The sequence below is a fragment of the Aurantimonas sp. HBX-1 genome, assembly GCF_021391535.1.
Classification (GTDB): Bacteria; Pseudomonadota; Alphaproteobacteria; order Rhizobiales; family Rhizobiaceae; genus Aurantimonas.
This window is the reverse complement of record NZ_CP090066.1, coordinates 2,192,761-2,217,530: the sequence shown is the minus strand read 5'-3', so window position 1 is coordinate 2,217,530 and position 24,770 is coordinate 2,192,761. Positions and strand designations below refer to the sequence as shown.

The window sequence follows — 24,770 nt, the reverse complement described above, 5'->3', positions numbered from 1 at the left end:
TTTCCGCGAGAATGCGCGGGCGGGGCGGCATGCCGGATGTTTGCGCAGACCCGTATTGCCGGGGCGGCCGGCAAGAAGCGGCTGGGCAGGCATGGGCGTTCACAGACTTTGCCGGCACGTGCTAAGGGCAGCGCTTGCGAACCAAGAGACGGGAATACCATGGCGCGACGCTGCCTATCGATCATCCTCGCGGCCGGCGAGGGCACGCGGATGAAATCCTCGATGTCGAAGGTGCTGCATCCCGTCGCCGGCCTGCCGATGATCCGGCATGTCGCCCGTGCTGCCGCCGCCGCCGGCTCCAGCGATCTCTCCGTGGTCGTCGGCCGTGACGGCGCCGCGGTCGAGGCAGCCGTCCGGCAGGAGGTCGAGAGCGTCCGGAGCTTTCCGCAGCACGAACGGCTCGGGACCGCGCATGCGGTTCTCGCGGCCCGCGCCGCCATCGCCGAAGGCGTTGACGACGTGCTGGTGCTGTTCGGCGATACCCCGCTGATCCGGCCCGAGACGCTGGCGCGGGCCCGGCAGGTGCTGGCCGAGGGCGCCGGCGTCTGTGTCGTCGGGTTCTGGCCCGCCGATCCGGCCGGCTACGGGCGCCTCGTCGAAGAGGGCGGGGAACTCGTGGCGATCCGGGAGGAAAAGGACGCCACCGCGCAGGAGCGCGCGATCGGCTTCTGCAATGCCGGTGTCATGGCCTTCGCCGGTTCCGACGCCCTGGCGATGCTCGACGCGATCGGCAACGCCAATGCCAAGGGCGAATACTACCTGACCGATCTCGTGGAGATCGCGCGACGTGCCGGCCGCAGCGTCAGGGCGATCGAGACAGATACCGACGAGGTCTTGGGCGTCAACAACCGGGTCGAACTCGCGGCGGTCGAGGCTTTGTGGCAGGACCGCCGGCGCCGCAAGGCGATGCTGGACGGCGTCACGCTGCAGGATCCCGCCACGGTCTATTTCTCGCACGACACCGCGATCGCCGCCGACGTGACGGTCGAGCCGAGCGTCGTGTTCGGGCCGGGCGTCAGCGTCGCTTCCGGCGCGACGATCCACGCCTTCTCCCACATCGAGCAGACGTCGATCGGTCCGAACGTCTCCGTCGGCCCGTTCGCGCGGCTGCGCCCGGGCACGCGGCTTGCCGCCGGCGCGAAGGTCGGCAATTTCTGCGAAGTGAAGAACGCGGAGGTCGGGGAAGGGGCGAAGATCAACCACCTGACCTATGTCGGCGATGCGACGATCGGGGCTGCTGCCAACATCGGCGCCGGAACCATCACCTGCAACTATGACGGCGCGTTGAAGCACCTGACGGAGATCGGCGCCGGGGCGTTCATCGGCTCGAACTCGGCGCTGGTCGCGCCGGTGCGGATCGGCGACGGCGCCTATGTCGGCACCGGCAGCGTCATCACCGACGACGTGCCGGACGACGCGCTGGCGATCGCGCGGGAGCGGCAGGTCAACAAGCCCGGCCGCGGCCGCGAGATCATCGAGCGCAACAAGGCGGCGAAGGCGGCCCGCTCGAATTCCGGCGGCGCGGCGTAACTTCCCGTCACCAATCGTGAATCCTCGCGGCCCTTGCGCCGCGGTAGAGACGCGTGCCGCCGCGGCGGCATCGCGCGACCAGAGGGGCTCGTTCCAGCATGTGCGGCATCATCGGCATCGTCAGTCACGAACCCGTCGCGGGCCGGCTCGTCGACGCGCTCAAGCGCCTCGAATATCGCGGCTATGATTCCGCCGGGGTGGCGACCCTGGAGGACGGCGTGCTGACGCGGCGCCGCGCCGAGGGCAAGCTGGTCAACCTGCAGCGTCGGCTGGAGAGCGACCCGCTGTCCGGCACGATCGGCATCGGCCACACGCGCTGGGCGACGCACGGCGCGGCGACCGAGGCCAACGCTCATCCGCACATGACCGGCAAGCTCGCCATTGTCCACAACGGCATCATCGAGAACTACCGGGAACTGCGTGCGGAGCTCGAGGCGGATGGCGCCGTCTTCGAGAGCCAGACCGACACCGAGACCGTGGCCCATCTCGTCACCCGCGAGCAGAAGCGGGGGCTGGCACCCAAGGAGGCCGTCCAGGCGGTTCTCGGACGGCTCGAAGGGGCGTTCTCGCTCGGCTTCCTGTTCGACGGCGAGGAGAACCTCATCATCGGCGCGCGGCGGGGCAGCCCGCTCGCGGTCGGCGAAGGCGAGGGCGAGATGTTCCTCGGCTCCGACGCCATCGCGCTGTCGCCGTTCACCGACACGGTGCGCTATCTCGAGGAAGGCGACATGGCCGTCGTCCGCCATGCGACGATCGAGATATTCGACGAGCACGGCAATGCGGTGATCCGCCCGGTGCGGCGCTCCACCGGCAAGGCCTTCTATGTCGACAAGGGCAATCACCGCCACTTCATGCAGAAGGAAATCTACGAGCAGCCGGAGGTCCTCTCCCATACGCTCGGCGCCTTCGTCGACATGACCACCGGCCGGACCCGCATCCCCGGCGGCCAGACGCTCGACTTCTCCAGCGTCCGCCGCATCGCTCTGTCGGCCTGTGGCACCGGCTATTACGCCGCGCTGGTGGGACGTTATTACTTCGAGCGCTATGCGCGCATTCCCTGCGATCTCGACGTCGCGTCGGAGTTCCGCTACCGCGAAAGCCCGCTGGGCGACGTCGACCTGGCGCTGTTCGTCTCGCAGTCCGGCGAGACCGCCGACACGCTCGCCTCGCTGCGCTACGCCAAGGCCGAGGGGCTGCGGATCGCCTCGGTGGTGAACGTGCAGGAATCGACCATCGCCCGCGAGAGCGACGTCGTGCTGCCGACGCTGGCGGGCCCCGAGATCGGCGTTGCCTCGACCAAGGCCTTCACCTGCCAGCTGATCAGTCTCGCCGCCTTGGCGATCCATGCCGGCGTGGCGCGCGGCGTGATCTCGCCGGAGCGCGAACTGGAACTGACGCGCGCCCTCTCCGAAGTCCCGCGCCTCGCCAACGAGGCGCTGGCGCTGGAGGATGCCGTCGAGGCGCTGTCGCGCGAGATGGCGACCAAGCGCCACGCGCTGTTCCTCGGCCGCGGCTTCTCCTTCCCGCTGGCCATGGAAGGCGCGCTGAAGCTGAAGGAAATCAGCTACATCCACGCCGAAGGCTATGCGGCGGGCGAGCTCAAGCATGGGCCGATCGCGCTGATCGACGACACGATGCCGGTCATCGTCATCGCGCCGCACGACCGCAGCTTCGAGAAGACCATGTCGAACATGCAGGAGGTCGCGGCGCGGGGCGGGCGGATCATCCTGTTCACCGACGCCAAGGGCGCGGCCAGCGCGGGGAGCGACATGGCGAGCACGGTTGTCCTGCCGGACATGCCGGAGATCCTCACCCCGATCGTCTACGCCATCCCGCTGCAGATGCTCGCCTATCACACGGCCGTTCAGATGGGCACGGATGTCGACCAGCCGCGCAACCTCGCGAAGTCCGTCACCGTCGAATAACGGCGACGGGTTTCTCGACTAGGCGGCTCAATGCCGTAAACCAGCTACGATCCTCACGAAAAGCAGCCGCAACGAAAAAGGGCCGCCGGATCTCTCCGGCGGCCCTTTCTGCTTCGATGCGAAACGCTGGTCGATCAGCGCTTCGAGAACTGGAAGGACCGGCGGGCCTTCGCCTTGCCGTACTTCTTGCGCTCGACCGTGCGCGAGTCGCGCGTCAGGAAGCCGCCCTTCTTGAGCACGGCGCGCAGGCCCGGCTCGTAATAGGTCAGCGCCTTGGAGATGCCGTGACGGACCGCACCGGCCTGGCCGGAGAGACCGCCGCCGGCCACCGTCGCGACGATGTCGAACTGGCCGTCGCGATTGGCCGCGACGATCGGCTGGCGCAGCACCATCTGCAGGACCGGACGGGCGAAATACGTGCCGAAGTCGCGCTCGTTGATGGTGATCTTGCCGGTGCCCGGCTTGATCCAGACGCGTGCGACGGCGTCCTTGCGCTTGCCGGTCGCATAGGCGCGGCCGAACTGGTCGAGCTTCTGGACGTAGACCGGCGCTTCCGGCTGGGTGATGGTCTCGGCCGAGCCGAGTTCCTCGAGTGAAGAGAGCTGGGACATCAAACGGCCCTCATGTTCTTGGAGTTCATCGCGCCGACATCCAGCGCCACCGGGTTCTGCGCCACGTGCGGATGTTCCGCGCCGGCATAGACCCTGAGGTTCTTCATCTGCCGGCGGCCGAGCGGACCGCGCGGGATCATGCGCTCGACGGCCTTTTCGACGACGCGCTCCGGAAAGCGGCCCTCGAGGATCTCGCGCGCCTTGCGCTCCTTGATCCCGCCGGCGTAGCCGGTGTGCCAGTAATAGGTCTTGTCGGCGTATTTCTTGCCGGTGAACACCACCTTGTCGGCGTTGACGATGATGATGTTGTCACCGTCGTCGACATGCGGGGTGAAGGTCGGCTTGTGCTTGCCGCGGAGGCGAAGCGCAACGATGGAAGCGAGGCGGCCGACGACGAGCCCTTCGGCGTCGATCAGAATCCACTTCTTTTCCACCGTCTCGGGCTTCTGCGAGAAGGTTTTCATGGGTTGCCTTTGGGTCGTTCGTGAGCATGAGGCAACCGCTGCGGCCGCCAAACGAAAAGGGCGGCGCACGGCCGCTCTCTCTGCGGGCTGACATACGGGCTGGGCGCCGTCCTGTCAACGCAAAAGCACCACGTCATGCGGCTGCCAATCCCCCGCCTGTCAGGGCCTGGACGCCTTACGGTATTCAATTACCTGCTACGCCAGCGCGTCCCTCGGCGGGATCGAATAGGTGGCGACGGCATGCGCGACCGGGTCATCATCGCCTTCCGGGGTGATCGCCACCTCGACCACGGCGAGGCGCTTGCCGAGCTTCAGGATGCGGGCGCGGCCGAGCAGCGCGCCGGGCCCGGCCTTGCGCAGGAAGTTGATCGAGAGATTCGTGGTGACGGCGAGCGCCACCGGCCCGATATGGGCGAGGATCGCGACATAGGCTCCGACATCGGCCAGCGCGAAGAGCGTCGGGCCGGAAACCGTGCCGCCCGGCCGCAGATGCTGCGACCCGGCCATCAGGCGCAGCACGGCGGTGCCGGAATCCACATCGACGACGCAATAGCCGCCGTCCTTCCCGCCGAGCTGCGGAAAATCGCTCTCCAGGAAGCGATTGATCGCGGCGCAATTCATGATCGGCTGCACGATGCGTGTCCTTGGGCAGGGCTGCGGCAGGGCAGCGTTGGCGGAGAGGTGGAAATCGTCCTATCTAGCTGCCGACCGAAAGGCCACCCGGCCCGAACGCAGCACGGCGGATCGCATGGCAGACATTCTCGAACTCAACACGGCGGCGCCGGGACCGGTCGTCGTCCAGCGGGCGCCGAGCCTGACGCGCCTGGTGATTGCCGCCCCGCCGGCGAACGCCCTGTCGCTGGCGGTGATGGACGCGTTGCTGGCGGGCCTTGCCGAAGCGGCGGCGGACAAGACCAACCGCGTCGTGGTCATTGCCGGCGAGGGCAGGGTGTTTTCCGCCGGCCACGACCTCAAGGAACTCACCGCGCATCGCGGCGACCCCGACCGCGGCCGCGAATTCTTCGCGCTCACCATGCGCAAATGCGCCGAGCTGATGCAGGCGATCGTCCGCCACCCGAACCCGGTGATCGCCGAGGTGAACGGCCTTGCGACCGCCGCCGGCTGCCAGCTGGTGGCCTCCTGCGACCTCGCCATCGCGTCGGAGGAGGCGCAGTTCTGCACGCCCGGCGTCAATATCGGCCTGTTCTGCTCCACCCCGATGGTGGCGCTGTCGCGCAATTTGTCGCCGAAGCACGCGATGGAGATGCTGTTGACCGGCGAGACGATCGACGCCCGCAGCGCCCGTGATTTCGGTCTGGTGAACCGGGTCGTGCCGCCGGAATATCTCGGCACCGTGGTCGGCAAATACGCCACCACCATCGCCTCGAAATCCGCGGCCACGGTCAAGACCGGCAAGGAGGCCTTCTACCGCCAGGCCGAGATGGGGCTGGCGGACGCCTACGCCTATACCGCCGGCGTGATGGTCGAGAACATGCTGGCAAGGGACGCGGAGGAGGGGATCGGCGCGTTCCTGGAGAAGCGCAAGCCGGAATGGACGCACGAATGAGCGCCGGCCCGCTGCGCTACGACGACGCCACCATCCGCCGCATCCTCACCGACGTCCGCACCATCGCGATGGTCGGCGCCAGCGCCAAGGAGATCCGGCCCTCCTATTTCGTGCTGAAATATCTCATCGCGAAGGGTTTCCGCGTCATCCCGGTCAATCCCGGGCTCGCCGGCGGGGAAATCCTCGGGCAGGGCGTCTATGCGGACCTTGCCAGCATTCCCGAGCCGATCGACATGGTCGACGTCTTCCGCGCCGCCGACGCGATGCCCGGCATCGTCGAGGAGGTGCTGGCGCTGGACCCGCTGCCCAAGGTCATCTGGACGCAGCTCGGCGTGCGCAACGACGAAGCCGCGGCCAGGGCCGAGGCGGCCGGTCTGACGGTGATCATGGATCGCTGCCCGAAGATCGAGTTCGCCCGGCTCTCCGGCGAGATCGGCTGGAACGGGGTCAACTCGCGGGTGATCTCGTCGAAGAAGCCGACCCGCGGCTCGGGCTATCAGAGCTACGGTCTCGGTCCGCGGCCATAGGGCCAGGAGCGCCAGGGCCGAACCCTGTGCATCGCCCGCTCAGGCGGCCTTCATTCCGCTGTCCGGGGCGGGGGACACCGTCAGCCGGTTTCGACCGTTGGACTTCGAGCGGTAGAGCGCGACGTCGGCCCGACGAAGCACGTCCTCGACATCGCGGTCGCCGGCCGCGACCAATGTCGCCCCGATGCTGACGGTGACGCTCACCGGTCCGGCTTCGGTCGCCACGACCGCGGTATGGACGGCGCGGCGCACCCGCTCCGCCCAGGTCGCGAGGGCCGCCGCGTCGACTTCACGCAGCAGCACCACGAATTCCTCGCCGCCGAATCGGGCGACGCGGTCGGTCTCCCGGACCGCTTCGGCGAGCACCCGGCCGACGGCGCTGATCACCTCGTCGCCGACGGCATGGCCGTGCGCATCGTTGACCCGTTTGAAATGGTCGATGTCGATCATCAGGACGGCGAACGTGCGGTCGTAGCGGCGGTAGAAGGCCATGATGTCCTGGGCATCACCGAGGAAGCTGCGCCTGTTCATCAGGCCGCTCAGCGGATCGGTGTCGGCCAGGTACCGCAGCCTGCGGACGGTTTCGCGGTGCTCGAGCGTCTGGACGGAATGGGCCTGTTCGGACCGCTCCATCAGGTCGCGCACTTCCGTGGCGCGGCTCTCGGCCGAATCCACGCGGCGCATGAGGGATCGCAGCGAGTTGGACAGCCGCAGGATGTCCGACGAGCCGCGCTGGCGGTCGAACACGCTGGTCTCCGCAGCCGCGCGGCCCAGCCTGTCCGCGTCGGCGGCGAGGCGCGTCAGGGGACGCGTCACCCGCCCGGCGATCAGGAAGGACGCGGCGATGCCGGCCAGGGCCGCGAACGTGCCAATCAGCGCGATCGCCAGCGTGACCCGGTTGGCGTCCGCCAGGACGACAGACATCGGGCGCTTGGCGACGACGATCCAGCCGAGCCCCGGGTAGGTCTCGAAGCCCTTGGTGGAAACGGCCGCCGCGAGGTAGGTCCCGTCGCCCTCGTCGCCGACGAAGGTCTGGCGGGCGATCTGCAACTGGCCGGGCGAAAGGACCGGCTGGCCATACGGCGCGCCGAGAATGGCGCTGCCATCCGAGGCCGTCACCCAGAGATCGGTCCGCAGTTCCGGCTCGAGGGCCCCCAGTAGATAGCTGCGGACGGACTGCGCCCAGGACCAGCTCAGATGCGCGCCGAGCACACCCCGGACATTGCCCGCCTCGTCGCGCACCGGGGCAGCGACGTCGACGAAGCGGAACGGCGCGCCGTCTTCGGACGGGCCGAGTATGTCCGCCAGCAGCTTGGCTTCGTGCAGGTCGAGTGCGGAGGTCGCCCGGGCCCCCGCGACGAACCAGGGACGCTCCGCGACCGACACGCCTTCGAGCGTGCCGCCGGTCGCTGCCTGGATCTCGCCGTCGAGCGAGGCATAGCCGATCCAGGCATAGCGCGGCAGCGTCCTCTGCATCTGGTCCAGCAGCCGACGGATCGCGTCCGGGTCGCCATCCCAGCTGTCGCGCAAGGGGTGCAGCGACGCGAAATTGCCGATCTCGCGGAAACGTTCGAACATTTCCTGGTCGAGACGATCCGCCATCGACTGGGCAAGGTCGGTCATCTGGTGGTTGGCGATCTCCACCGCGCGGTCCCGGATGAGGATCGTGGTCGCCATCGTCATCGCCGCGACGACCAGGATGGAGAGCAGCGCGGTCAGCAGCGCCGACTGCTGCTTCATGCTCGTCCGATCGCGCAAGCGGTTCATGGCCGACAGGAATTCGCGCATGCCTCTGCATCTCCTCCACCCGACGCGACGCTCCGGCCGAGCGGCAGCCGCCCGGCAGCAGTTTGCCGGCTATAGAACCTCGGTCCTGAACGAATTGTTCAGACGTCCCCGTTTCAGGCATCCACACGGATGTGGTCGCCATCCGTCGATGGCAGTGTCGTTCGCTGCCGCTGCGGGGAATTAACGGCCATCGGGGTATAGGGCGGATGCGCAGCGAGCGCTATTCCATCGGCACGTCGGTATTGACGAAGTCCGGCACCGCCGCCAGCGGCAATTTCCGCAGCTGCTCGGCCTCGATACGGCGCGGACGCGAGCGCGGCGCCAGTTCCTGTGGCTGGCCGTTCGTGATGGCCTTCTCGATGGCGTCGAGGACGATCATGTCGAGCAAGCCTTCCTCGCCATCGGGCTCCGGTTCGCGGTCGTTCAGGATGCAGTCGGAAAAATAGTCGGTCTCGCCGCCGAAATGATCCACCACCGGCGCCGTGCGCTCCTCGGTCTTGCCGCCTTTGGTGAGGCGAAAATCGATCGCGGTACCCTCGCCGAATCCGAAGGCGGGCGACGCCTCGATGACGCCGTCGCTGCCGACCACATGCATCCGGCTGATGCCGTCCGCCGAATAGCTGACCGTGAAGCTGGCGCTGCGTCCCTCGGGGAAGCCGAGGATGACGCTGACCGTGTCGTCGCAGCCGAGATCGCGCTCTGGGACCCGCGAGGCGAACGCCATGACGCGGATCGGCTCGGCTTCGAAGAAATTGCGCACCGCGTTGATCGGATAGGTGCCCATGTCGGGCACGGGGCCTGCCCAGTAGCCGTTCAGGGCGCGGTGGTTCGACGCCTTTACGGTCTGCGAGAAGGTCGAGGTGAAGAAGCGGGGTGTGCCGATCTCGCCGGCCCGGATCGCCTCGACGATGGCCAGCGTGCCCGGTTCGCAGTGCAGGCGATAGGCCACCATCAGCTTCGCATCCGACGCCTCGGCGGCAGCCTTGATGGCCTCGGCGTCGGCGAGGCTAGCGGCCATCGGTTTTTCGAGAAGCACGTGGATCCCCGCCGCGAGTGCCGGCTCGGCAAACTCGCGGTGCCGGAAGTTCGGCGTCGCGATATAGACGGCGTCGATTTCTCCGCTCGCCAAAAGGGTTGCGTAGTCCTCGTACCCGTAGCCCTTGATGCCGTATTGGTCGCCGAGGCCCCGGGCTTTCTCCGGGTCGCCGGTGACGACGGCGGCCAGCACCGAGTTCGTCGTCTGGCCTACGCCCGGCATGAACGCGCCTTGTGCGATCCATCCGGCTCCCACCACGGCATAACGGATCTTTCCCTCGGGGCTCGGCATCGCTGTTCCATCCTTGCTGTCTGTTGCGGGGGGAATGTTGCCGCGCCACGTTCCGTTGCAAGACAAACGCCTCGCGGGGTCCTGCATTTGCAGCGCGCCATGCCTCGCGACGCCCTCTCCGGCGTGGTAATTCCAGTCCAAAGCAATGCTGCCGCCCGGCCAGACGCCGCGGGTCAGGCAGGAAGGGAGAGAGACGACATGTCAGGACCAGGTTTCGAAACGCTCGCCATCCATGCCGGGGCCCAGCCGGATCCGACCACCGGCGCCCGCGCCACGCCGATCTACCAGACGACGTCCTTCGTGTTCGACGATGTCGACCATGCGGCGTCGCTGTTCGGACTCCAGCAGTTCGGCAACATCTACACCCGCATCATGAACCCGACCCAGGCGGTGCTCGAGGAGCGGGTCGCGGCGCTCGAGGGGGGCACCGCCGCCGTCGCGGTGGCCTCGGGCCATGCCGCGCAGCTGATCATCTTCCAGAGCCTGATGCAGCCGGGCGACGAGTTCGTCGCCTCGCGCAAGCTCTATGGCGGCTCGATCAATCAGTTCGGCCACGCCTTCAAGTCCTTCGACTGGCGGGTGAAATGGGCCGACCCGGACGACATCGGAAGCTTCGAGGCGGCGATCACCGACAAGACCCGGGCGATCTTCATCGAGTCGATCGCCAATCCCGGCGGCATCGTCGTCGACATCGCCGCGATCGCGGCGATCGCCCAGAAGCACGGCATTCCGCTGATCGTCGACAACACCATGGCGACGCCGTATCTCTGCCGGCCGATCGAGCACGGCGCCGACATCGTCGTGCATTCGCTGACCAAGTTCATGGGCGGGCACGGCAACTCGATGGGCGGGGCGATCGTCGACGCCGGCACGTTCGACTGGTCGGCGACCGACCGCTACCCGATGCTGTCGCAGCCGCGGCCGGAGTATAACGGCATCGTCCTGCACGAGACCTTCGGCAATTTCGCCTTCGCCATCGCCTGCCGGGTGCTCGGCCTGCGCGATCTCGGACCGGCGATCTCGCCCTTCAACGCCTTCATGATCCTGACCGGCATCGAGACGCTGCCGCTGCGGATGCAGCGCCACTGCGACAACGCCAAGGCGGTCGCCGAGCACCTCAAGGGCCACGAGAAGGTGAGCTGGGTGTCCTATTCGGGGCTCGCCGACCACCCGAACCACGCGATGATGCAGAAATATTCGCCGAAGGGCGCCGGCGCGGTCTTCACCTTCGGCCTCAAGGGCGGGTTCGAGGCCGGCGTCACCTTCGTCGAGGCGCTGGAGCTGTTCTCGCACCTCGCCAATATCGGCGACACGCGCTCGCTGGTCATCCACCCCGCCTCGACCACGCACAAGCAACTCGCCGACGAGCAGAAGATCGCCGCGGGGGCCGGGCCGGACGTGGTGCGCCTGTCGATCGGCATCGAGAATGTCGCCGACATCATCGCCGACCTCGACCAGGCGCTCGCCAAGGTCTGACGCGGCTTCACGCTTCAATCGAAGGGCCGGACGCCAGGTGCGTCCGGCCCTTCGCGTTGCCGCTTGCTTTTCCGGCCGCCGCACCCGATCTCCGGCCGCCGGCAACGACGAGGAACCACCATGACCGACCATTTCGTCCGCTTCGACAAGGCCCTGGTACCGGTCGAGAACGGCGCGCCGGCCAGGGAGAAGATCCGCAGCGGCCGGCCCACCAACAAGACCTGGAATCTCGAGGACGACGGCAACGGGCTCTATGCCGGAATATGGGAGTCGACGGTCGGCGAGTGGGAGATCGAGTATACCGAGTGGGAGTTCTTTCACATCATCGAGGGCGTCTCGGTGCTCACCGAGGAGGGCGGCGAGCCGGTCAAGCTCGTGGCAGGCGACAGCTTCGTCATCCGCCCCGGCTTCAAGGGCCGCTGGACGGTCGTCGAGCCGACGAGGAAACACTACGTCATCAAGGTTTAAGCGTCGTACCTTGAGGCCGGAAGCGAAGTTCGAGCCGCTCCAGCCCGCGAAAATGCCAGCTGTCGCGGTAATGCGGCGCGGCGGCGATGGACAGGTCCGGCAGGCGTCGAAACAGCGTCCCCAGCGCGATCGCCAGTTCCAGCCGCGCCAGCGGCGCGCCGATGCAGAAATGGATGCCGCCGCCGAACGAGACATGGGCTCGGGCCGGCCGCCCGGGCGCGAATTCGCCGGGACGCTCGAAGACAGACGGATCGTGATTGGCGGCGCCCAGCAGCAGGGCGACACGGCCGCCGCGCTCGATCTGCCAGCCTTCCGCCAGAGTGACCGATTCCAGCGCCACCCGCTCGAAGAGATGCAGCGGCGTGTCGAAGCGCAGGCACTCCTCGACCGTGGCGGCGGTTGAATCGACGTCGCAGAAAAGCGTCGCAGGGTCCTGGCCAGACTCGAGGATCGCCTTCACCGCGTTGCCGATCTGGTGCACCGTCGCCTCGTGCCCGGCGTTGAGCAGCAGCACCAGCGTCGCCACCATCTCGGCCTCGTCGAGGCGGCCGCCGTCGCTTTCCGCCGCGATCAATGCCGAGACGAGGTCATCCGCCGGCCGCCGCCGCTTCTCGGCGATCACCGTCCGCAGGTAGGTCGCGAAGTCGCGCGCGGCCGCGTTGGCGCTCTCCTCGACGGCGCGCGTGCGGCCGAGCCGGTACATCGCCACCATCCGGTGCGACCAATCGACGAGCAGCGGGGCGTCGGCGGCCGGGACGCCGATCAGCTCGGCGATGACCCGCACGGGCAGCGGCGTCGCGAACGCCTCGACCAGCTCGACCGTGCCGTCTGCGGCGAACCCGTCGATCAGTTCGTCGGCGATCTCGCCGATCCGCGGCGCAAGCCGCTCGATCCGGCGCGAGACGAAGGCGCGGGTGACGAGGCTGCGAAGGCGCGTGTGGGTCGGCGGTTCCAGATCCAGCAGCGAGCACGATTCGATCGCGTAGAAATCCGCCAGATGCGCCGGCATGTCGCGGTAGTCCGGCCGGCCGTCGGGGCCGGCGGGAAGGATGCGGCCGAAGCGCCGGTCGCGCAGCAGGGCGGCGACCGTGGCGTGGCCCGCAACGGCGAGCGAGCCGGTCTCGGCCCACCGGGCGATACCGCCATGGCGGTGCAGTTCGCCGTAGGAAGGATACGGATCCTCGTAGAAATCCGGCTCGCCCGGATCGAGGCGGAGCACACCGCCCGCAACGTCGAAGCGACGGGGAAGGGCCCGCGACATCAGGCCTTGACGATGGGTGGGCCGGAAAGGCCGAGCCGCTGGAAGACGTTGCGGGTGTCGACGACGAGCCGGGCGTGAGCGGCGACCATCGCATAGTCCACCCGGTCGTGATCGGTGACCACCAGAACCGCGTCGTAATCCGCCAGCGCCTGCGGCGTCAGCGCCACCGAGCGGCGCCCGGCGAGCGCGGCGTGCTCGCGCGTGACCGGCACGGTCTCGACGAAGGGATCATGGTAGTCCGTGCGGCTGCCGCGCTGCTCGAGCAGGCGGATCAGTTCGAAGGACGGGCTCTCGCGGATGTCGGAGACGTTCTTCTTGTAGGCGAGGCCGAGCAGCAGGATGCGTGCCGCGCCTAGCGAGACTCGCTGGTGCCGATCGAGGGCGACGGCGAGCCGCTCGACGACGTAGCGCGGCATGGCGAGATTGATCTCGCCCGCCAGCTCGATGAACTTGGTGGCGAGGCCGAACTCCCGCGCCTTCCAGGTGAGGTAGAACGGGTCGATCGGGATGCAGTGCCCGCCGAGCCCGGGCCCGGGATAGAACGGCATGTAGCCGAAAGGCTTGGTCGCCGCCGCGTCGATGACTTCCCAGACGTCGATGCCCATCGCGTCGTAGATCGTCTTCAGCTCGTTGACGAGCGCGATGTTGACGGAGCGGAAAATGTTCTCGGTGATCTTGGCGGCTTCCGCGACCTTCGGCGAGGACACCCGCACGACGCGTTCGACGACCGACCGGTAGAACGCCTCGACCAGCTCGGCGGCCGCCGGTCCGTCGCCGGCGACGACCTTCGGGATCGTCGCGGTGCGGTAGGTCGCGTTGCCCGGATCCTCGCGCTCCGGGGAGAAGGCGAGGAAGAAGTCCGTGCCGCTTGCAAGGCCGCCCGCCTCGAGGATCGGCCGGACGATGTCCTCGGTCGTTCCGGGATAGGTCGTCGATTCCAGCACGACGAGCTGGCCGGGCCTGAGGCGCTGCGCGATCGTCTCCGCCGTGGCGACCACGAAGCGCAGGTCGGGCTCGCGGTGGCGCGAGAGCGGCGTCGGAACGCAGATGGCGATGACGTCGCAGGCCGCCAGCTCCGCGAAGTCGCCGCTGGCGCGAAACCGGCCGCTCGCGACATGCCCGGCCACCACCTCGGGCGCGACGGCGTCGATATACGACCGGCCGGCGTTCAGCGCCTCGATCTTCTGCGGATCGATGTCGAAGCCGACGGTGCGAAACCCACCGCGTGCCGTCGCCGCCGCCAGCGGCAGTCCGACATAGCCGAGCCCGATGATTCCGACGGTCGCCGCATGCGTCGACAGCAGCCGGGCGAGGTTCTCGGCGGGCGAGGGGGCGGAAGTCTCGGTCACCGCTTTTGCCGGGCCGGGCGCTCAGGCATCGCGCAGTGCCGTGAGGGCGATCTCCAGCGCCCGGGCGCCGTCGGCGCCGGTAACGGCCACCGGCGCCGTACCGAGGATCGCCGCCCGGAACGCCTGCAGCTCCGCCTTCAGCGGCTCGTGGAAGCCGATGCCGAGGCTGCGGTGGAGATAGCCTCCATCCGGCTGGTAGCGCGAGAATTCCGACACGGTCCGCAGCAGCATGTCGCAGCTGATGAAGCGGTGGCGCGTCGAGACGTCGATCCGCCGCTGCTTGAACGGCGTCAGCCAGTTGGTGTTGATGCTGGCCAGTGCCCCGTTGGCCATGCGGAACTGCATGAAGGCGATGTCCTCGTGCTCGCCGATGGTGCGCGAGACCAGGGTCTGATGGTCGACGATCTCCGAGCGGGTCAGCCAGCGGATCAGGTCGATGTCGTGGACGCCGAGGTCGATGACGATGCCGACGTCGCCGATGCGCGGCGGGAACGGACCGACGCGGGTGACCGCGACGGACAGGATCTCCTCCTCGCCGATCGCCTGGCGCAGGCCCTCGATCGCCGGATTGAACCGCTCGACGTGGCCGACCATCAGCCGGCGGTCGTGCGCCTCGGCGAGCGCGATCAGCGCATGCGCCTCCTCGACCGTCCGCGCGATGGGCTTTTCCATCAGGACGTGGATGCCCGCGCGGATCAGTTGCGCGCCGACGTCGTGGTGCAGCGAGGTGGGCAGCGCCACCACCGCGGCATCGACGCCGAGCGCGATGAGCTCCTCCACCGTGGCGCAGGCAGCCGCGCCGCTGGCGCCCGCCGCCGCTTCCCCGACGTCGAGATTGTGGTCGACGATGCCGACCAGTTCGAAGCCCTTCGTGTCGGCCAGCACCCGGACGTGGTTCCTGCCCATCACGCCGCAGCCGATGACGCCGATTCTCACCGCTTCTTCCAAGATGTCTTCCTTGCGCCGTTTGCATTCCGGCCCGGGCTGCGTGCAGGCCGGCGCCGATGCCCGCCCCGTTCGGCAGGGACGGCCTGTGGCGCGTTCTAGAAGTCGAGGGCGGCTTCGGCAATGGGCAGCCGCGCCGCGGCAGGGAGGGCCCGGCCGATCAGCGCGGCGGGAAGAGGGTCACGAGGGCTGGCTGCCGGGCGCTCAGCAGGCTCCGCGCAGATGCACCTGCCGCCAGCCGGCGGCCTCGTCGCGGACCTTCACGGTGCGATGCCGGGTCTCGTACTGCGCCGGGATCTCGCGGGCGACGGTCTGCTCCGGCTCGAGAATCACCTGTTCCCGGACCGTCTCGTAGCGGGCCGGAATGACGTGCTGCACATACCGCTCCGGGGCGAGCATCACCTGGACATGCTCGATGCCGTATTCGGCCGGGATCACCTCGTCCCAGCTCTCTCCGCGCTCGACCACGGTGCGCTCGCGTGTGCCGTAACGGGCCGGCAGGACGATCCGGCAATAGACCCGCCTGCCGCCGATGACCCGCCACTCCCAGGTTTCGCGCGCCGGCTCGATCAGCACGGTTTCGGTGACGGTACGGTAGACCGGAGGCGCGGCACGGCGGATCACGCGTTCGGGCTGCAGCAGGACCTGGCGCGCCACCGTGGTGTACTCCGCAGGGATGCGTTCCGCGATGACCCGCTCCGGCTCGACCAGGACCTCGCGGGTGGCGTAGCCGTACCGGGCCGGCACGACGTCGTAGACCACGCTGGCGGGCCTAACGAGCACGTCTTCGGCCACGGTGGAATAGAGGGCGGGCGAGCGGACCGGCTCGTAGCAGGCCGTCGGGCGGCCGCCGGCGAGGCTGGGGCTTGCCGCAAGGACGCCGGCAGCGGCGGCAAGCGCTACGGAAATCTTCACGGCTTTGTCCTCCTGTCGTCGATGCCCGATATGACGGCAAAACTATGATCTTCCGCAAGATTAACAGCAGGCGTGCAAAGTAATGTTCGAAACGCGGTTAATTCTGCGCATTTTAACGAAACAGCTTTGAGTCTCGGACGCTGCCGACCGGCACCATGATGGAGCAGACAAGAAAAAGGCCCGCCTAAGCGGGCCTCATCTTCAACATGACCGGCTGCGAGCAGCAGCATCGGCCGTAATCAGCGTTCGATCTCGATCAGGATTTCGTTGCGCTTCATGAAGCCGGGCGTCCAGGGCGGGTTGTAGAACGCATATTGCGGGTCGCCCTTCTGCTTCAGGTTGTTGTCGGCAAGATAGTTGTAGAGGCTCATCAGCTGCTTGCTGGCCAGCGTGGCGCTGAAATTGCCGGAGAAGCGGATCGCCGCCATCCGCCGGGCGGGCATGTCCTTCAACGTGACGTCGCTGCTTGCGGGCTGCGGCAGGCTGGCGAGCGTGTACTTCTTCGGCATGACGAAGCGGATCGCCCAGCCCTTGGTGCGGCCTTCGCCCTCCGCCAGCTGCTGCATGACCGGCGTGGTCATCTTGATCTTCTTGCCTTCGCGATTGCGGGCGAAGATGTAGTCGGCAAGGGTCTCGAAGCCGGCGCGGCGGGCCTTCTCGTGATAGCCGCTCTTGATCGTCTCGGCGACGATCATCGCGTCGTAGTCGCGGATCTCGATCGCCCCGTCCTCGCGGACGACGTCGTAGTCCGGCTCCTCCGCGTGGTCCTGGATCTTCTTCGTGACGTAGTAGGTGGCGCCGACGACGGCCACCGCGCCGCCGACCACGAGAACAGCGGTCAGCTCGGGACGATTGCGCAGGTAGTCCAGACCGCGTTCGGTCTCCATGCCGCGGCGGAAGCTCGCGAAGCGCGGCAGGCGCATGTCCGGCAGATGCCGGCGGGCGTCGGCGAAATATCCGCGCGCATCATCGACGCTGTCGCCTGCCGAATCGCGCAGCGACAGCATGTGGCGCCGCGCGTCACCACCGGAGGGCATGTTCCAGCCGGTCATGAAGTCCGGCAGATAACGAGCGACGCCCGTCGGCTCGGAATGGAAAGGCATGTTCCGGGAGATGGCGCGGCGGACGCGCTCGGCACGGCTCGGTGCGGGATGGAAGCGCTCGACCGCCTGCTCCTCGAGTTCCGCAAGGCGCTCGCCGATGCCGCTCAAAGCGTCGGCAAGGCGATCGTAGGTACTGGGCTTGTCGCGAAACATCGTTGGACTCCTGAAGTCATTCCGTTTGGTCGCAGGCAGAACCGGTTCTCTGCGGTGAGGCACTGCGGCGGGCTTCCCGCGATAACGTCGACATGCCGGGATGGTTGCGTTGCAAACGATCGGCCGGGCGGGGATTCGGACCGGGCCTATTTTTGGATCTCCGGGAAATCGCGATGCCCCCTGCAACCTTTGGCGGCGACGCGCATTTGGCTCACATCGGGTTTTTCATGACCTGATACTCCAGCCTTACTCGGGCGGCCTCGTGCCGCCCCTTTTTTTGCCCTGCGTCCGGCCTAGCCGCGGACGGCGGAAGGGGGTCGGTCGAGAACCGTGCCGAGGCCGCGATCGAGCCGGCGCGGCTCGACGGCGGCGACCCGGCCGCGGGGCCGGACCTGCAGGAAGTCGACGGTGTGCTCCGACGCATCGACGCGCACCGCCGTCAGCGCACCGCCGAGCACCGCGGCCGTGTCGATCGAGATCCGGTTCTCGGTGACCACCGGGCGGCCGTCCTTCAGCGGCGTGTGGCCATGCACGACGACGTGGTCGAGATGCCCGACATGGCTAAGGAACGGCTCGCGCATCCAAAGGCAGTCGTGGCGGGTCTGTTCGTCGAGGCGCCGGGCCGGATCGACGCCCGCATGCACGAAGGCAAAGCCCTCGATCCGCTCGATGAGCGACGCGTCGGCCAGGAGGGCCAGATGGTTCGGCCGGTGCCGGAGCACATGCTCGCGCGACTGCCAGAGATCGGCCCCCGGCGGGACGCCGTAGGAGCGGAGGGTGTCGCCGCCGCCCTGGGCCAGCCAGTGCAGCGCCTCCTCCAGCGACAGCCGGTCCTCCAGGAAACGCAGCAGCCAGTCGTCGTGATTGCCGAGCAGCAGCTTCGAGCAGGGCCGTGCGGCGAGGGTTGCCGCCACGAGATCCATGGCCCGCCGGCTTTCGGGGCCGCGGTCGACGATGTCGCCGAGGAAATACACCGGCCAGCCGGGCGACATGTCGTCGAGGCCGGCGAGCAGCGCCGCCAGCAGATCCGCGGCGCCGTGCACGTCGCCGATGGCGATGACCCGTGAGGGCGTCTCTCTCAGCATCGCTCTTTCAATCCCGCGGTGTCGACAACGCTCTTTCCGCGAGCCTCATCGACCGGCCCGTTACCCACCCGTCAGAACGCCCAGGTACGCGCCTTGGAGATCAGGAAATCCCGGAACACCTTGAGCTTGGCGGCACTGCGCATCTGCTCGGGGTAGCAGAGATAGGTGTCGAAGGTCGGCATCTCCATCTCCGGCAGGACCTGGACCAGCTTGGCGCGCTTGTCGACCATGTAGTCGGGCAGGAGGGCGAGGCCGATGCCGCTTTCGATCGCGGAGCGGATCGCCATGAGATTGTTGATCTGCAGGATCGGGCTTCGCGACTTGCCTTCCGGCAGGCCGACCGTCTCCAGCGTGTTGAGGTTGCGGAGGTAGTTCGGTGCCGGTTCGCCGAAGGTGATGATCCGGTGATGGTCGAGATCCTCGATCGTCTCCGGCGTCCCGAAGCGGGCGAGATAGGAGGGGGCGGCGTAGACGTGCAGGTGCACCGTGAACAGCCGCCGCTGGATGAGATCCGGCTGCTGCGGCTGGCGCAGGCGGATCGCCGCATCCGCCTTGCGCATGGTCAGGTCGATCTCCTCATTGTCGAAGACCAGCTGCAGTTCCAGCTCCGGATAGAGCTCGAGAAACTCCTTCGACCGCTCCGTCAGCCAGCCCGAGCCGAGACCGACCGTCGTGGTGACGCGCAGCTTGCCGGTCGGCTTCTCGCGTGTCTCGGTCAGCTGGACGCGCACTGCCTCCAGCCGCTTCAGCACGTCGTTGGCCGTCTGGAAGAGCAGTTCGCCCTGCTCGGAGAGCACCAGGCCGCGAGCATGCCGGTGGAACAGCGGCACGCCGATCTCGTTCTCGAGCGCGGCGACCTGCCGGCTGATCGCCGACTGGCTCAAATTAAGCGCGTCGGCCGCGTGGGTGAACGAGCCTGCTTCCGCCGCAGCATGGAAGATCCGCAGCTTGTCCCAGTCGAGCGCCATGGGTTGTTTCCTCGAATGGCCTGGAAGAAGGCGAAAAGCCCCCGGCGGGTATTACTCGGCGGCGACGCGCGACTCGTCGGTGGCGCGGGCCGCCAGCCACTTTTCCGCCTCCAGGGCTGCCATGCAGCCGAGGCCGGCCGCCGTGACGGCCTGCCGGTAGACGTCGTCCGCGACGTCGCCCGCGGCGAAGACGCCCGGCACCGAGGTCTGCGTCGTGCCCGGCTCAACCCAGAGATAGCCGGACGGCTTCTGCTTCAGCTGGCCGACGAAGAGTTCCACCGCCGGCGCATGGCCGATCGCGACGAACACGCCATCGGTCTTGCGCTCGACGATCTCGCCGGAGACGACGTTGCGCAGCCGCACGCCTTCGACCGACTTCATCGGCTCGGTCGGGCCGACGATTTCCTCGACCGCGGTGTTCCAGATCACCTCGATATTGGGCGTCGCGAACAGCCGGTTCTGCAGGATGCGTTCGGCGCGGAACGTGTCGCGGCGATGCACCACCGTGACCTTACCGGCGATGTTCGAGAGATAGAGCGCTTCCTCGACAGCGGTATTGCCGCCACCGACGACGACGACGTCCTTGCCGCGGTAGAAGAAGCCGTCGCAGGTCGCGCAGGCCGATACGCCGAAGCCCTGGAAGGTGTTCTCGCTGGCGAGGCCCAGCCACTTGGCCTGTGCGCCCGTCGCGATGATCAGCGAGTCGCAGGTGTAGACCGTGCCGGAATCACCCACCAGCCGGAACGGCCGGGTCTGAAGATCGGCAGAGACGATCAGGTCGCTCGCGATCTCCGCGCCGACATGCAGCGCCTGCGCCTTCATCTGCTCCATCAGCCAGGGCCCCTGGATCGGATCGGCGAAGCCCGGATAGTTCTCGACGTCGGTGGTGATCGTCAGCTGGCCGCCCTCCTGCAGCCCGGCGACGAGCAGCGGCTTCATCATGGCGCGAGCCGCATAGATCGCGGCTGTGTAGCCGGCGGGGCCAGAGCCCAGGATCAGTACTTCCGCATGGCGTTCGGTCATGATGGCCTCGCTCGAATGGCCTCTGGCAGATGGCCTCGCAAACACGACCGTTCAATAGACGAGGGGGTGCGGGCCTGCAACACGAAGGGCGGGCATGAGGCGCTTGCGAAGCGGCGACGGGCGGCGATTGCCGGCGGCCGGACGAGACGCTAGAAGAGCGCCGATCGCGCCGGCAAACGGGGGCGCCACGACACGCTGCGGGAGCGATCCATCCTCAGGACTATCGCCCACGTCACCTCGATCTTCGGGCTTGGCCTTGCCGCCGCGATGCTGCTGCCGGCTCTCGTCGATCTCGCCGACAGCAACGACGACTGGCGGGTGTTCGTCGGCTCCGGCTTCATGGTCGGCATGGTCTGCGTGCTGATCGCCGTGGCGACGCGCGGCGAACGGCCGAAGTTCACGCCGCGCCTCGGCTTCCTTCTGGTCACCACGGTCTGGCTGTTCGCTTCGCTCATCGGCTCCCTGCCGATCTACTTCTCGTCGGTCAACGTCACCTATGCCGGCGCATATTTCGAAGCGATGTCCGGCCTGACAACCACCGGATCGACGGTGATCTCGGGCCTCGACGCGTTGCCCCCCGGCATCCTGCTGTGGCGCTCGCTGCTGCAATGGCTGGGCGGCATCGGTATCATCGGCATGGTGCTGCTGATCCTGCCCTCGCTGCAGGCCGGCGGCCTGGCGCTGTTCCACATGGAAAGCTCCGACAAGTCCGACAAGGTTCTGCCGCGGGTGAACCAGCTGACGGGGGGACTGATCGCCGCCTATGTCACGCTGACGATGCTGTGCGCGGCCGCCTACACTTCGCTGGGGATGAGCTTCTTCGACGCGATCAACCACGCGATGACGACGCTTTCGACCGGCGGCTACTCCACCCACGACGCCTCGATGGGCTTCTTCGAGGACAACCGCATCCTGGTCGCCTCGACGATCTTCATGATCCTGGGGTCGCTGCCCTTCGTCATCTACATCAAGGCGTTCCTGCCGCGGCGCTTCCAGCTGTGGCGCGATCCGCAGATCCTCGTGTTCCTGGTGACCTGCCTCGTCCTCAGCTTCGCGATCGCGGTGAGCCGGCGCGTCATCAACGAGACACCGTTCGGCGAGGCGCTGATCACCTCGGCCTTCAACCTCGTCTCGGTGATCACCACCACCGGCTATGCCTCGGACGACTATACGCTGTGGTCGAATGCGGCGATCGGCATCTTCTTCCTGGCGACCTTCCTCGGCGGCTGCGCCGGATCGACGGCCGGCGGAATCAAGGCCAACCGGCTGGTGATCCTCTATCTGGTCGTGCGCGCCAGCTTCCGCCGCCTGGTGCGTCCGCACTCCGTGATCCGTCTGAAATACGGCAATGACGACATCTCGGCCCAGACGATCCAGACCGTGACGATCTTCTTCTTCCTGTATTTCGGCACGCTCCTGATGGGCACGGTCCTGCTGACGATGATCGGACTGGACCTGATCACGTCGTTTTCCGGCAGCCTCACGGCGATTTCGAATGTCGGACCCGGATTCGGCCAGATCATCGGTCCGGCCGGCAATTTCGCCAGCCTTCCCGACGCTGCGTTATGGATCCTTTCCGCCGTGATGCTGCTCGGCCGCCTCGAACTGGTGACGGTTCTCATCCTGCTGTTCCCGTCCGTCTGGATGGACTGAGACGCGAGTGTTCCGGAATGGCCGAAACGGTTCTTCCCGTCTTCTTCATCAATCTCGACCGCGCGCTCGAACGGCGCAACTTCATGGAGCGGCAGGCACCGCGGCTTGGGGTGACACTCGTTCGGGTGCGGGCGACTGAGGCCAAGGACGTCGATGACGCCGATTTCGCCGTCATGTCCCGGCAGTGGGAGCGCCCGATCACCCGGATCGAACTTGCTGTGCTCCTGTCTCACGCGCAGCTGTGGAGGCGCGCGGCGGAAAGCAGCGCCGGCGTCGTGATCCTCGAGGACGATGCCGTCCTGTCTCCGCGGTTCGGCGATTTCCTGCGTTCGCCACCGGTCGAATGGGACCTCGTGAACCTCGAATGGTTCGGGCGGCGGAAGTATTTCCGGCGGTCGCCCGCCGACGGGGAGACACTGCCACGCATCTCGGCCGTGGCGCGAGACAAGGCGGGGGCGGGAGCCTACTATCTGAGCCCTGCGGGAGCGCGGAAACTTCTCGACGCCCTCGGCACCGATGCTGCCCCGGCGGACGCTTTCATGTACCGCCACGGCCGGTTGCGGATCGCGCAGGCCGAGCCGGCGCTGGCGATCCAGGCGCATATTCTGGCGGAAGAGGGGATCGATCCCGGCATCCGCACCGTCACGCAGATCCACCAGCCGCGGCAGCGGCTGTCGTTGCGCCCCGGCACGATGATGTATCGGGCAAGGCGCGTCGCCGGGCAGCTTAGCCTCATCCGCTATCAGCTCGGCCGGCTGGGGCCGATGGTGCTGCGGCGCCCGCTGATCGACTTCGACGAGTTCCGCCAGGCGACGGCCGCCGTACCGGAGCCTCAGCCGCGGTCGTCCAGCGCCCATACCGAGCGGTAGACGCCGGCGATCTGCGAGGCCTCGCGCGCTAGCGGAAATGCCGTCCTGACATGAGCAAGCGCAGCCTCACCGGCGCGCCGGCGAAGCGCATCGTCGTCGAGATAGGGGGCGATTGCCGCAGCAAGTGCCTCGGCATCGCCGACCGGGACGACCCGGCCGGTGACGCCCTCCACGATCATCTCGGCGAAGGCGCCGGCATCGCTTGCCACCACCGGGGTGCCGCTCGCCATCGCCTCCAGCGGCGTCAGGCCGAAGCCTTCGTTGCGGGGCGGCGCCACGTAGAGATCGAAGCGGCGGAACCAGGGGACGACGTCCTCGACCTCGCCGAGAAACCGGATACGCTCCGACAGGCCCGCCGTCTCGATCGCCGCGCGCAGCCCCGCCTCGAAGCCGGCGTGCTCGGCCGTCGTGCGGCCGGTTATCACGGCCGTCCATTCCGGCCGCGACGGCAGCAGCGCGATCATCGCGGCTACGAAGAGATCCGTCCCCTTCTGATGCCGGATACGGCCGGAGCAGCCGATAACACGGCGGCCCTCCAGTCCGTCCGCCCCGGGCCCGGACGGCAGCGCGCCGTCGGGGCCGAACCGGTCGAGATCGATGCCGTGGAGGATGACCGTGGCGGGCACGTCGAGATAGGCCGCGCTGCGGCCGCTGGTGGCGATGACCGCGTCCATCCGCCGGATCAGGAACCGAGTATACGCGGTATGGCGGCGCTGCGCCGCGGAGGTGAAGACCAGCCGCAGTTTCATCCGCAGGAGGTCGCGGAGCACCAGGCCGGTGAGCATCTCGGTATTGCGTCGGGCGTGCCAGATCCGGCGGCGATGCCGTTTCGGCCGCTGCCACAGGCTGAGCAGGCCACCGTAGCCGAGCCGCGGCACCGCGGCCGGCAGCACGTCCGGGCCCATCGTCGCGATGCCGATATCGCGGGCCTGCAGTGGCAGAAGCTGGATGATCGTCGAGGTCACGCCGGACAGGCGGCGCTTGAAGTTCGGCGCGATGACCTCGACGTCGCGGATGGTCATGGCGGGCTCTTGCGCGGCGTTGGGTGGGGGAATGGTCATCCGGGATCGCGCCGGCAACTTCGATGGCTGCCACTGGCCATGCCGCGCTGCCCTTCCGCGCGCCTGGCCATCAGAGGTCGGCAGTGTCCCGAGGGGAACCGGCGAGTCGGGCGGCTCCGCTGCCTGCGACCTCGCCGGCTGAGCGAGGTCGCAGGATGGGTGGCGTTCAGCCCCAGCGCAGTTCGAGGATCTCGTAGGAACGCGCACCGCCCGGTGCCGTCACCTCGACCGTGTCGCCTTCGCCCTTGCCGATCAGCGCCCGCGCGATCGGGGACGAGATGGAGATGCGGCCGTTCTTCACGTCCGCTTCCTGGTCGCCGACGATCTGATAGGTCTTCTCTTCCTCGGTGTCCTCGTCGACCAGCTTGACGATCGCGCCGAACTTGACCCGGTCGCCCGACATCTTGGCGACGTCGATGACCTCGGCGCGGGCCGTCAGGTCCTCCAGCTCGGAGATGCGGCCTTCGTTCAGGCTCTGCGATTCCTTGGCGGCGTGATACTCGGCGTTCTCCGAAAGATCGCCGTGAGCGCGCGCCTCGGAGATCGCCGCGATGATCCGCGGGCGCTCCTCCTGCTGACGCCGACGAAGCTCTTCCTTGAGCGACTCGAAGCCGGCACTGGTCATCGGGACCTTATCCATCGCCTCCACCTTTCCGACGACCGGCGGACCGGTCGTCTCATCGTTCATTGCCGGCATGGCCG

General features: G+C 67.7%; 23 protein-coding genes. 8 read left to right on the top strand and 15 right to left on the bottom strand.

The features are described from left to right. Nucleotides 1–159: 159 nt before the first annotated feature. Both glmU and glmS read left to right on the top strand, forming a co-directional pair. Nucleotides 160–1,530, top strand: a complete 1,371-nt coding sequence (glmU, locus tag LXB15_RS10540; RefSeq protein ID WP_233948420.1) for a bifunctional UDP-N-acetylglucosamine diphosphorylase/glucosamine-1-phosphate N-acetyltransferase GlmU — start codon at nt 160–162, stop codon at nt 1,528–1,530. Nucleotides 1,531–1,628: 98 nt separating this feature from the next. Beyond that, entirely contained in the window at nt 1,629–3,455 is a 1,827-nt protein-coding gene (gene glmS, locus LXB15_RS10535) for a glutamine--fructose-6-phosphate transaminase (isomerizing) (protein WP_233948419.1), read from the top strand. A gap of 134 nt (nt 3,456–3,589) precedes the next feature. Here glmS and rpsI read toward each other — a convergent pair whose 3' ends face one another. From rpsI to LXB15_RS10520, 3 genes are all read right to left on the bottom strand, one after another. Next, nucleotides 3,590–4,066 (bottom strand): 30S ribosomal protein S9, encoded by a 477-nt coding sequence (gene rpsI / locus LXB15_RS10530; RefSeq protein WP_233953019.1) that lies wholly within the window; start codon nt 4,064–4,066, stop codon nt 3,590–3,592. Beyond that, nucleotides 4,066–4,530 (bottom strand): 50S ribosomal protein L13, encoded by a 465-nt coding sequence (gene rplM / locus LXB15_RS10525; RefSeq protein WP_233953018.1) that lies wholly within the window; start codon nt 4,528–4,530, stop codon nt 4,066–4,068. Before rplM ends, rpsI begins: the two co-directional genes overlap by 1 nt. 195 nt (nt 4,531–4,725) lie before the next feature. After that, nucleotides 4,726–5,151 (bottom strand): PaaI family thioesterase, encoded by a 426-nt coding sequence (locus LXB15_RS10520; protein ID WP_233953129.1) that lies wholly within the window; start codon nt 5,149–5,151, stop codon nt 4,726–4,728. Between the two features lie 127 nt (nt 5,152–5,278). Here LXB15_RS10520 and LXB15_RS10515 point away from each other — a divergent pair, with 127 nt between their 5' ends. Continuing rightward, nucleotides 5,279–6,097, top strand: a complete 819-nt coding sequence (locus LXB15_RS10515; RefSeq protein ID WP_233953017.1) for an enoyl-CoA hydratase — start codon at nt 5,279–5,281, stop codon at nt 6,095–6,097. Next, nucleotides 6,094–6,624, top strand: a complete 531-nt coding sequence (locus tag LXB15_RS10510; protein ID WP_233953016.1) for a CoA-binding protein — start codon at nt 6,094–6,096, stop codon at nt 6,622–6,624. Before LXB15_RS10515 ends, LXB15_RS10510 begins: the two co-directional genes overlap by 4 nt. A 39-nt stretch (nt 6,625–6,663) precedes the next feature. On the opposite strand, the gene LXB15_RS10505 is transcribed toward LXB15_RS10510, so the two are convergent. Next, nucleotides 6,664–8,412: a diguanylate cyclase gene (locus LXB15_RS10505; protein WP_233953015.1), complete on the bottom strand. Its 1,749-nt coding sequence runs from the start codon at nt 8,410–8,412 to the stop codon at nt 6,664–6,666. Between the two features lie 220 nt (nt 8,413–8,632). Then, a complete protein-coding gene (locus LXB15_RS10500) occupies nt 8,633–9,880 on the bottom strand; it encodes a Gfo/Idh/MocA family protein (RefSeq protein ID WP_233953014.1) in 1,248 nt (415 codons plus the stop codon). Between the two features lie 57 nt (nt 9,881–9,937). Here LXB15_RS10500 and LXB15_RS10495 point away from each other — a divergent pair, with 57 nt between their 5' ends. Together LXB15_RS10495 and LXB15_RS10490 are read left to right on the top strand one after the other, a co-directional pair. Then, a complete protein-coding gene (locus tag LXB15_RS10495; protein WP_233953013.1) occupies nt 9,938–11,215 on the top strand; it encodes an O-acetylhomoserine aminocarboxypropyltransferase in 1,278 nt (425 codons plus the stop codon). Nucleotides 11,216–11,335: 120 nt separating this feature from the next. After that, nucleotides 11,336–11,683, top strand: coding sequence for a cupin domain-containing protein (locus tag LXB15_RS10490; RefSeq protein WP_233953012.1), 348 nt, complete (start codon nt 11,336–11,338; stop codon nt 11,681–11,683). On the opposite strand, the gene LXB15_RS10485 is transcribed toward LXB15_RS10490, so the two are convergent. From LXB15_RS10485 to trxB, 8 genes are all read right to left on the bottom strand, one after another. Continuing rightward, on the bottom strand, nt 11,673–12,944 hold the full coding sequence (locus LXB15_RS10485; RefSeq protein WP_233953011.1) for a cytochrome P450: 1,272 nt from the start codon (nt 12,942–12,944) through the stop codon (nt 11,673–11,675). The two genes, LXB15_RS10490 and LXB15_RS10485, sit on opposite strands and share 11 nt — an antisense overlap. Beyond that, nucleotides 12,944–14,293 carry a nucleotide sugar dehydrogenase gene (locus LXB15_RS10480; RefSeq protein WP_304502393.1) on the bottom strand — a complete coding sequence of 450 codons (1,350 nt, stop codon included), beginning with the start codon at nt 14,291–14,293 and terminating at the stop codon, nt 12,944–12,946. The genes LXB15_RS10485 and LXB15_RS10480 overlap by 1 nt, the downstream gene beginning before the upstream one ends. Nucleotides 14,294–14,314: 21 nt before the next feature. Beyond that, entirely contained in the window at nt 14,315–15,241 is a 927-nt protein-coding gene (locus tag LXB15_RS10475) for a Gfo/Idh/MocA family protein (protein ID WP_233953010.1), read from the bottom strand. 201 nt (nt 15,242–15,442) lie between these two features. Then, nucleotides 15,443–16,153: a hypothetical protein gene (locus tag LXB15_RS10470; RefSeq protein ID WP_233953009.1), complete on the bottom strand. Its 711-nt coding sequence runs from the start codon at nt 16,151–16,153 to the stop codon at nt 15,443–15,445. A gap of 239 nt (nt 16,154–16,392) precedes the next feature. Then, complete coding sequence (locus LXB15_RS10465; RefSeq protein WP_233953008.1) at nt 16,393–17,409, bottom strand: heme-binding protein; 1,017 nt, start codon at nt 17,407–17,409, stop codon at nt 16,393–16,395. A 293-nt stretch (nt 17,410–17,702) separates the two neighbouring features. Beyond that, nucleotides 17,703–18,494: a metallophosphoesterase gene (locus LXB15_RS10460; RefSeq protein WP_233953007.1), complete on the bottom strand. Its 792-nt coding sequence runs from the start codon at nt 18,492–18,494 to the stop codon at nt 17,703–17,705. Nucleotides 18,495–18,565: 71 nt separating this feature from the next. Then, on the bottom strand, nt 18,566–19,462 hold the full coding sequence (locus tag LXB15_RS10455) for a LysR family transcriptional regulator (RefSeq protein ID WP_163043641.1): 897 nt from the start codon (nt 19,460–19,462) through the stop codon (nt 18,566–18,568). A gap of 51 nt (nt 19,463–19,513) precedes the next feature. Further along, entirely contained in the window at nt 19,514–20,485 is a 972-nt protein-coding gene (gene trxB, locus LXB15_RS10450; protein ID WP_233953006.1) for a thioredoxin-disulfide reductase, read from the bottom strand. Nucleotides 20,486–20,752: 267 nt separating this feature from the next. Between trxB and LXB15_RS10445 the strand changes: the two genes are divergently transcribed. Then, entirely contained in the window at nt 20,753–22,138 is a 1,386-nt protein-coding gene (locus tag LXB15_RS10445) for a TrkH family potassium uptake protein (protein WP_233953005.1), read from the top strand. Then, nucleotides 22,051–23,007, top strand: coding sequence for a glycosyltransferase family 25 protein (locus LXB15_RS10440; RefSeq protein ID WP_233953004.1), 957 nt, complete (start codon nt 22,051–22,053; stop codon nt 23,005–23,007). The genes LXB15_RS10445 and LXB15_RS10440 overlap by 88 nt, the downstream gene beginning before the upstream one ends. Here LXB15_RS10440 and LXB15_RS10435 read toward each other — a convergent pair. Beyond that, a complete protein-coding gene (locus LXB15_RS10435) occupies nt 22,971–24,029 on the bottom strand; it encodes a glycosyltransferase family 4 protein (protein ID WP_370640203.1) in 1,059 nt (352 codons plus the stop codon). The two genes, LXB15_RS10440 and LXB15_RS10435, sit on opposite strands and share 37 nt — an antisense overlap. A gap of 205 nt (nt 24,030–24,234) precedes the next feature. Then, nucleotides 24,235–24,708 (bottom strand): transcription elongation factor GreA, encoded by a 474-nt coding sequence (greA, locus tag LXB15_RS10430; protein ID WP_163043778.1) that lies wholly within the window; start codon nt 24,706–24,708, stop codon nt 24,235–24,237. Between the last annotated feature and the right edge of the window lie 62 nt (nt 24,709–24,770).

Bases quoted from the DNA above. Each gene is read 5' to 3' on its own strand.
- glmS (WP_233948419.1), top strand. From the start codon at position 1,629: ATGTGCGGCATCATCGGCATCGTCAGTCACGAACCCGTCGCGGGCCGG.
- rpsI (WP_233953019.1), bottom strand. From the start codon at position 4,066: ATGTCCCAGCTCTCTTCACTCGAGGAACTCGGCTCGGCCGAGACCATC.
- LXB15_RS10455 (WP_163043641.1), bottom strand. From the start codon at position 19,462: ATGGCGCTCGACTGGGACAAGCTGCGGATCTTCCATGCTGCGGCGGAA.
- LXB15_RS10445 (WP_233953005.1), top strand. From the start codon at position 20,753: ATGCTGCTGCCGGCTCTCGTCGATCTCGCCGACAGCAACGACGACTGG.
- LXB15_RS10485 (WP_233953011.1), bottom strand. From the start codon at position 12,944: ATGTCGCGGGCCCTTCCCCGTCGCTTCGACGTTGCGGGCGGTGTGCTC.
- LXB15_RS10465 (WP_233953008.1), bottom strand. From the start codon at position 17,409: ATGTTTCGCGACAAGCCCAGTACCTACGATCGCCTTGCCGACGCTTTG.
- LXB15_RS10505 (WP_233953015.1), bottom strand. From the start codon at position 8,412: ATGCGCGAATTCCTGTCGGCCATGAACCGCTTGCGCGATCGGACGAGC.
- LXB15_RS10435 (WP_370640203.1), bottom strand. From the start codon at position 24,029: ATGACCATCCGCGACGTCGAGGTCATCGCGCCGAACTTCAAGCGCCGC.
- LXB15_RS10440 (WP_233953004.1), top strand. From the start codon at position 22,051: ATGGATCCTTTCCGCCGTGATGCTGCTCGGCCGCCTCGAACTGGTGAC.
- glmU (WP_233948420.1), top strand. From the start codon at position 160: ATGGCGCGACGCTGCCTATCGATCATCCTCGCGGCCGGCGAGGGCACG.
- rplM (WP_233953018.1), bottom strand. From the start codon at position 4,530: ATGAAAACCTTCTCGCAGAAGCCCGAGACGGTGGAAAAGAAGTGGATT.
- trxB (WP_233953006.1), bottom strand. From the start codon at position 20,485: ATGACCGAACGCCATGCGGAAGTACTGATCCTGGGCTCTGGCCCCGCC.
- LXB15_RS10490 (WP_233953012.1), top strand. From the start codon at position 11,336: ATGACCGACCATTTCGTCCGCTTCGACAAGGCCCTGGTACCGGTCGAG.
- LXB15_RS10515 (WP_233953017.1), top strand. From the start codon at position 5,279: ATGGCAGACATTCTCGAACTCAACACGGCGGCGCCGGGACCGGTCGTC.
- LXB15_RS10460 (WP_233953007.1), bottom strand. From the start codon at position 18,494: ATGCTGAGAGAGACGCCCTCACGGGTCATCGCCATCGGCGACGTGCAC.
- LXB15_RS10495 (WP_233953013.1), top strand. From the start codon at position 9,938: ATGTCAGGACCAGGTTTCGAAACGCTCGCCATCCATGCCGGGGCCCAG.
- LXB15_RS10520 (WP_233953129.1), bottom strand. From the start codon at position 5,151: ATGAATTGCGCCGCGATCAATCGCTTCCTGGAGAGCGATTTTCCGCAG.
- greA (WP_163043778.1), bottom strand. From the start codon at position 24,708: ATGGATAAGGTCCCGATGACCAGTGCCGGCTTCGAGTCGCTCAAGGAA.
- LXB15_RS10510 (WP_233953016.1), top strand. From the start codon at position 6,094: ATGAGCGCCGGCCCGCTGCGCTACGACGACGCCACCATCCGCCGCATC.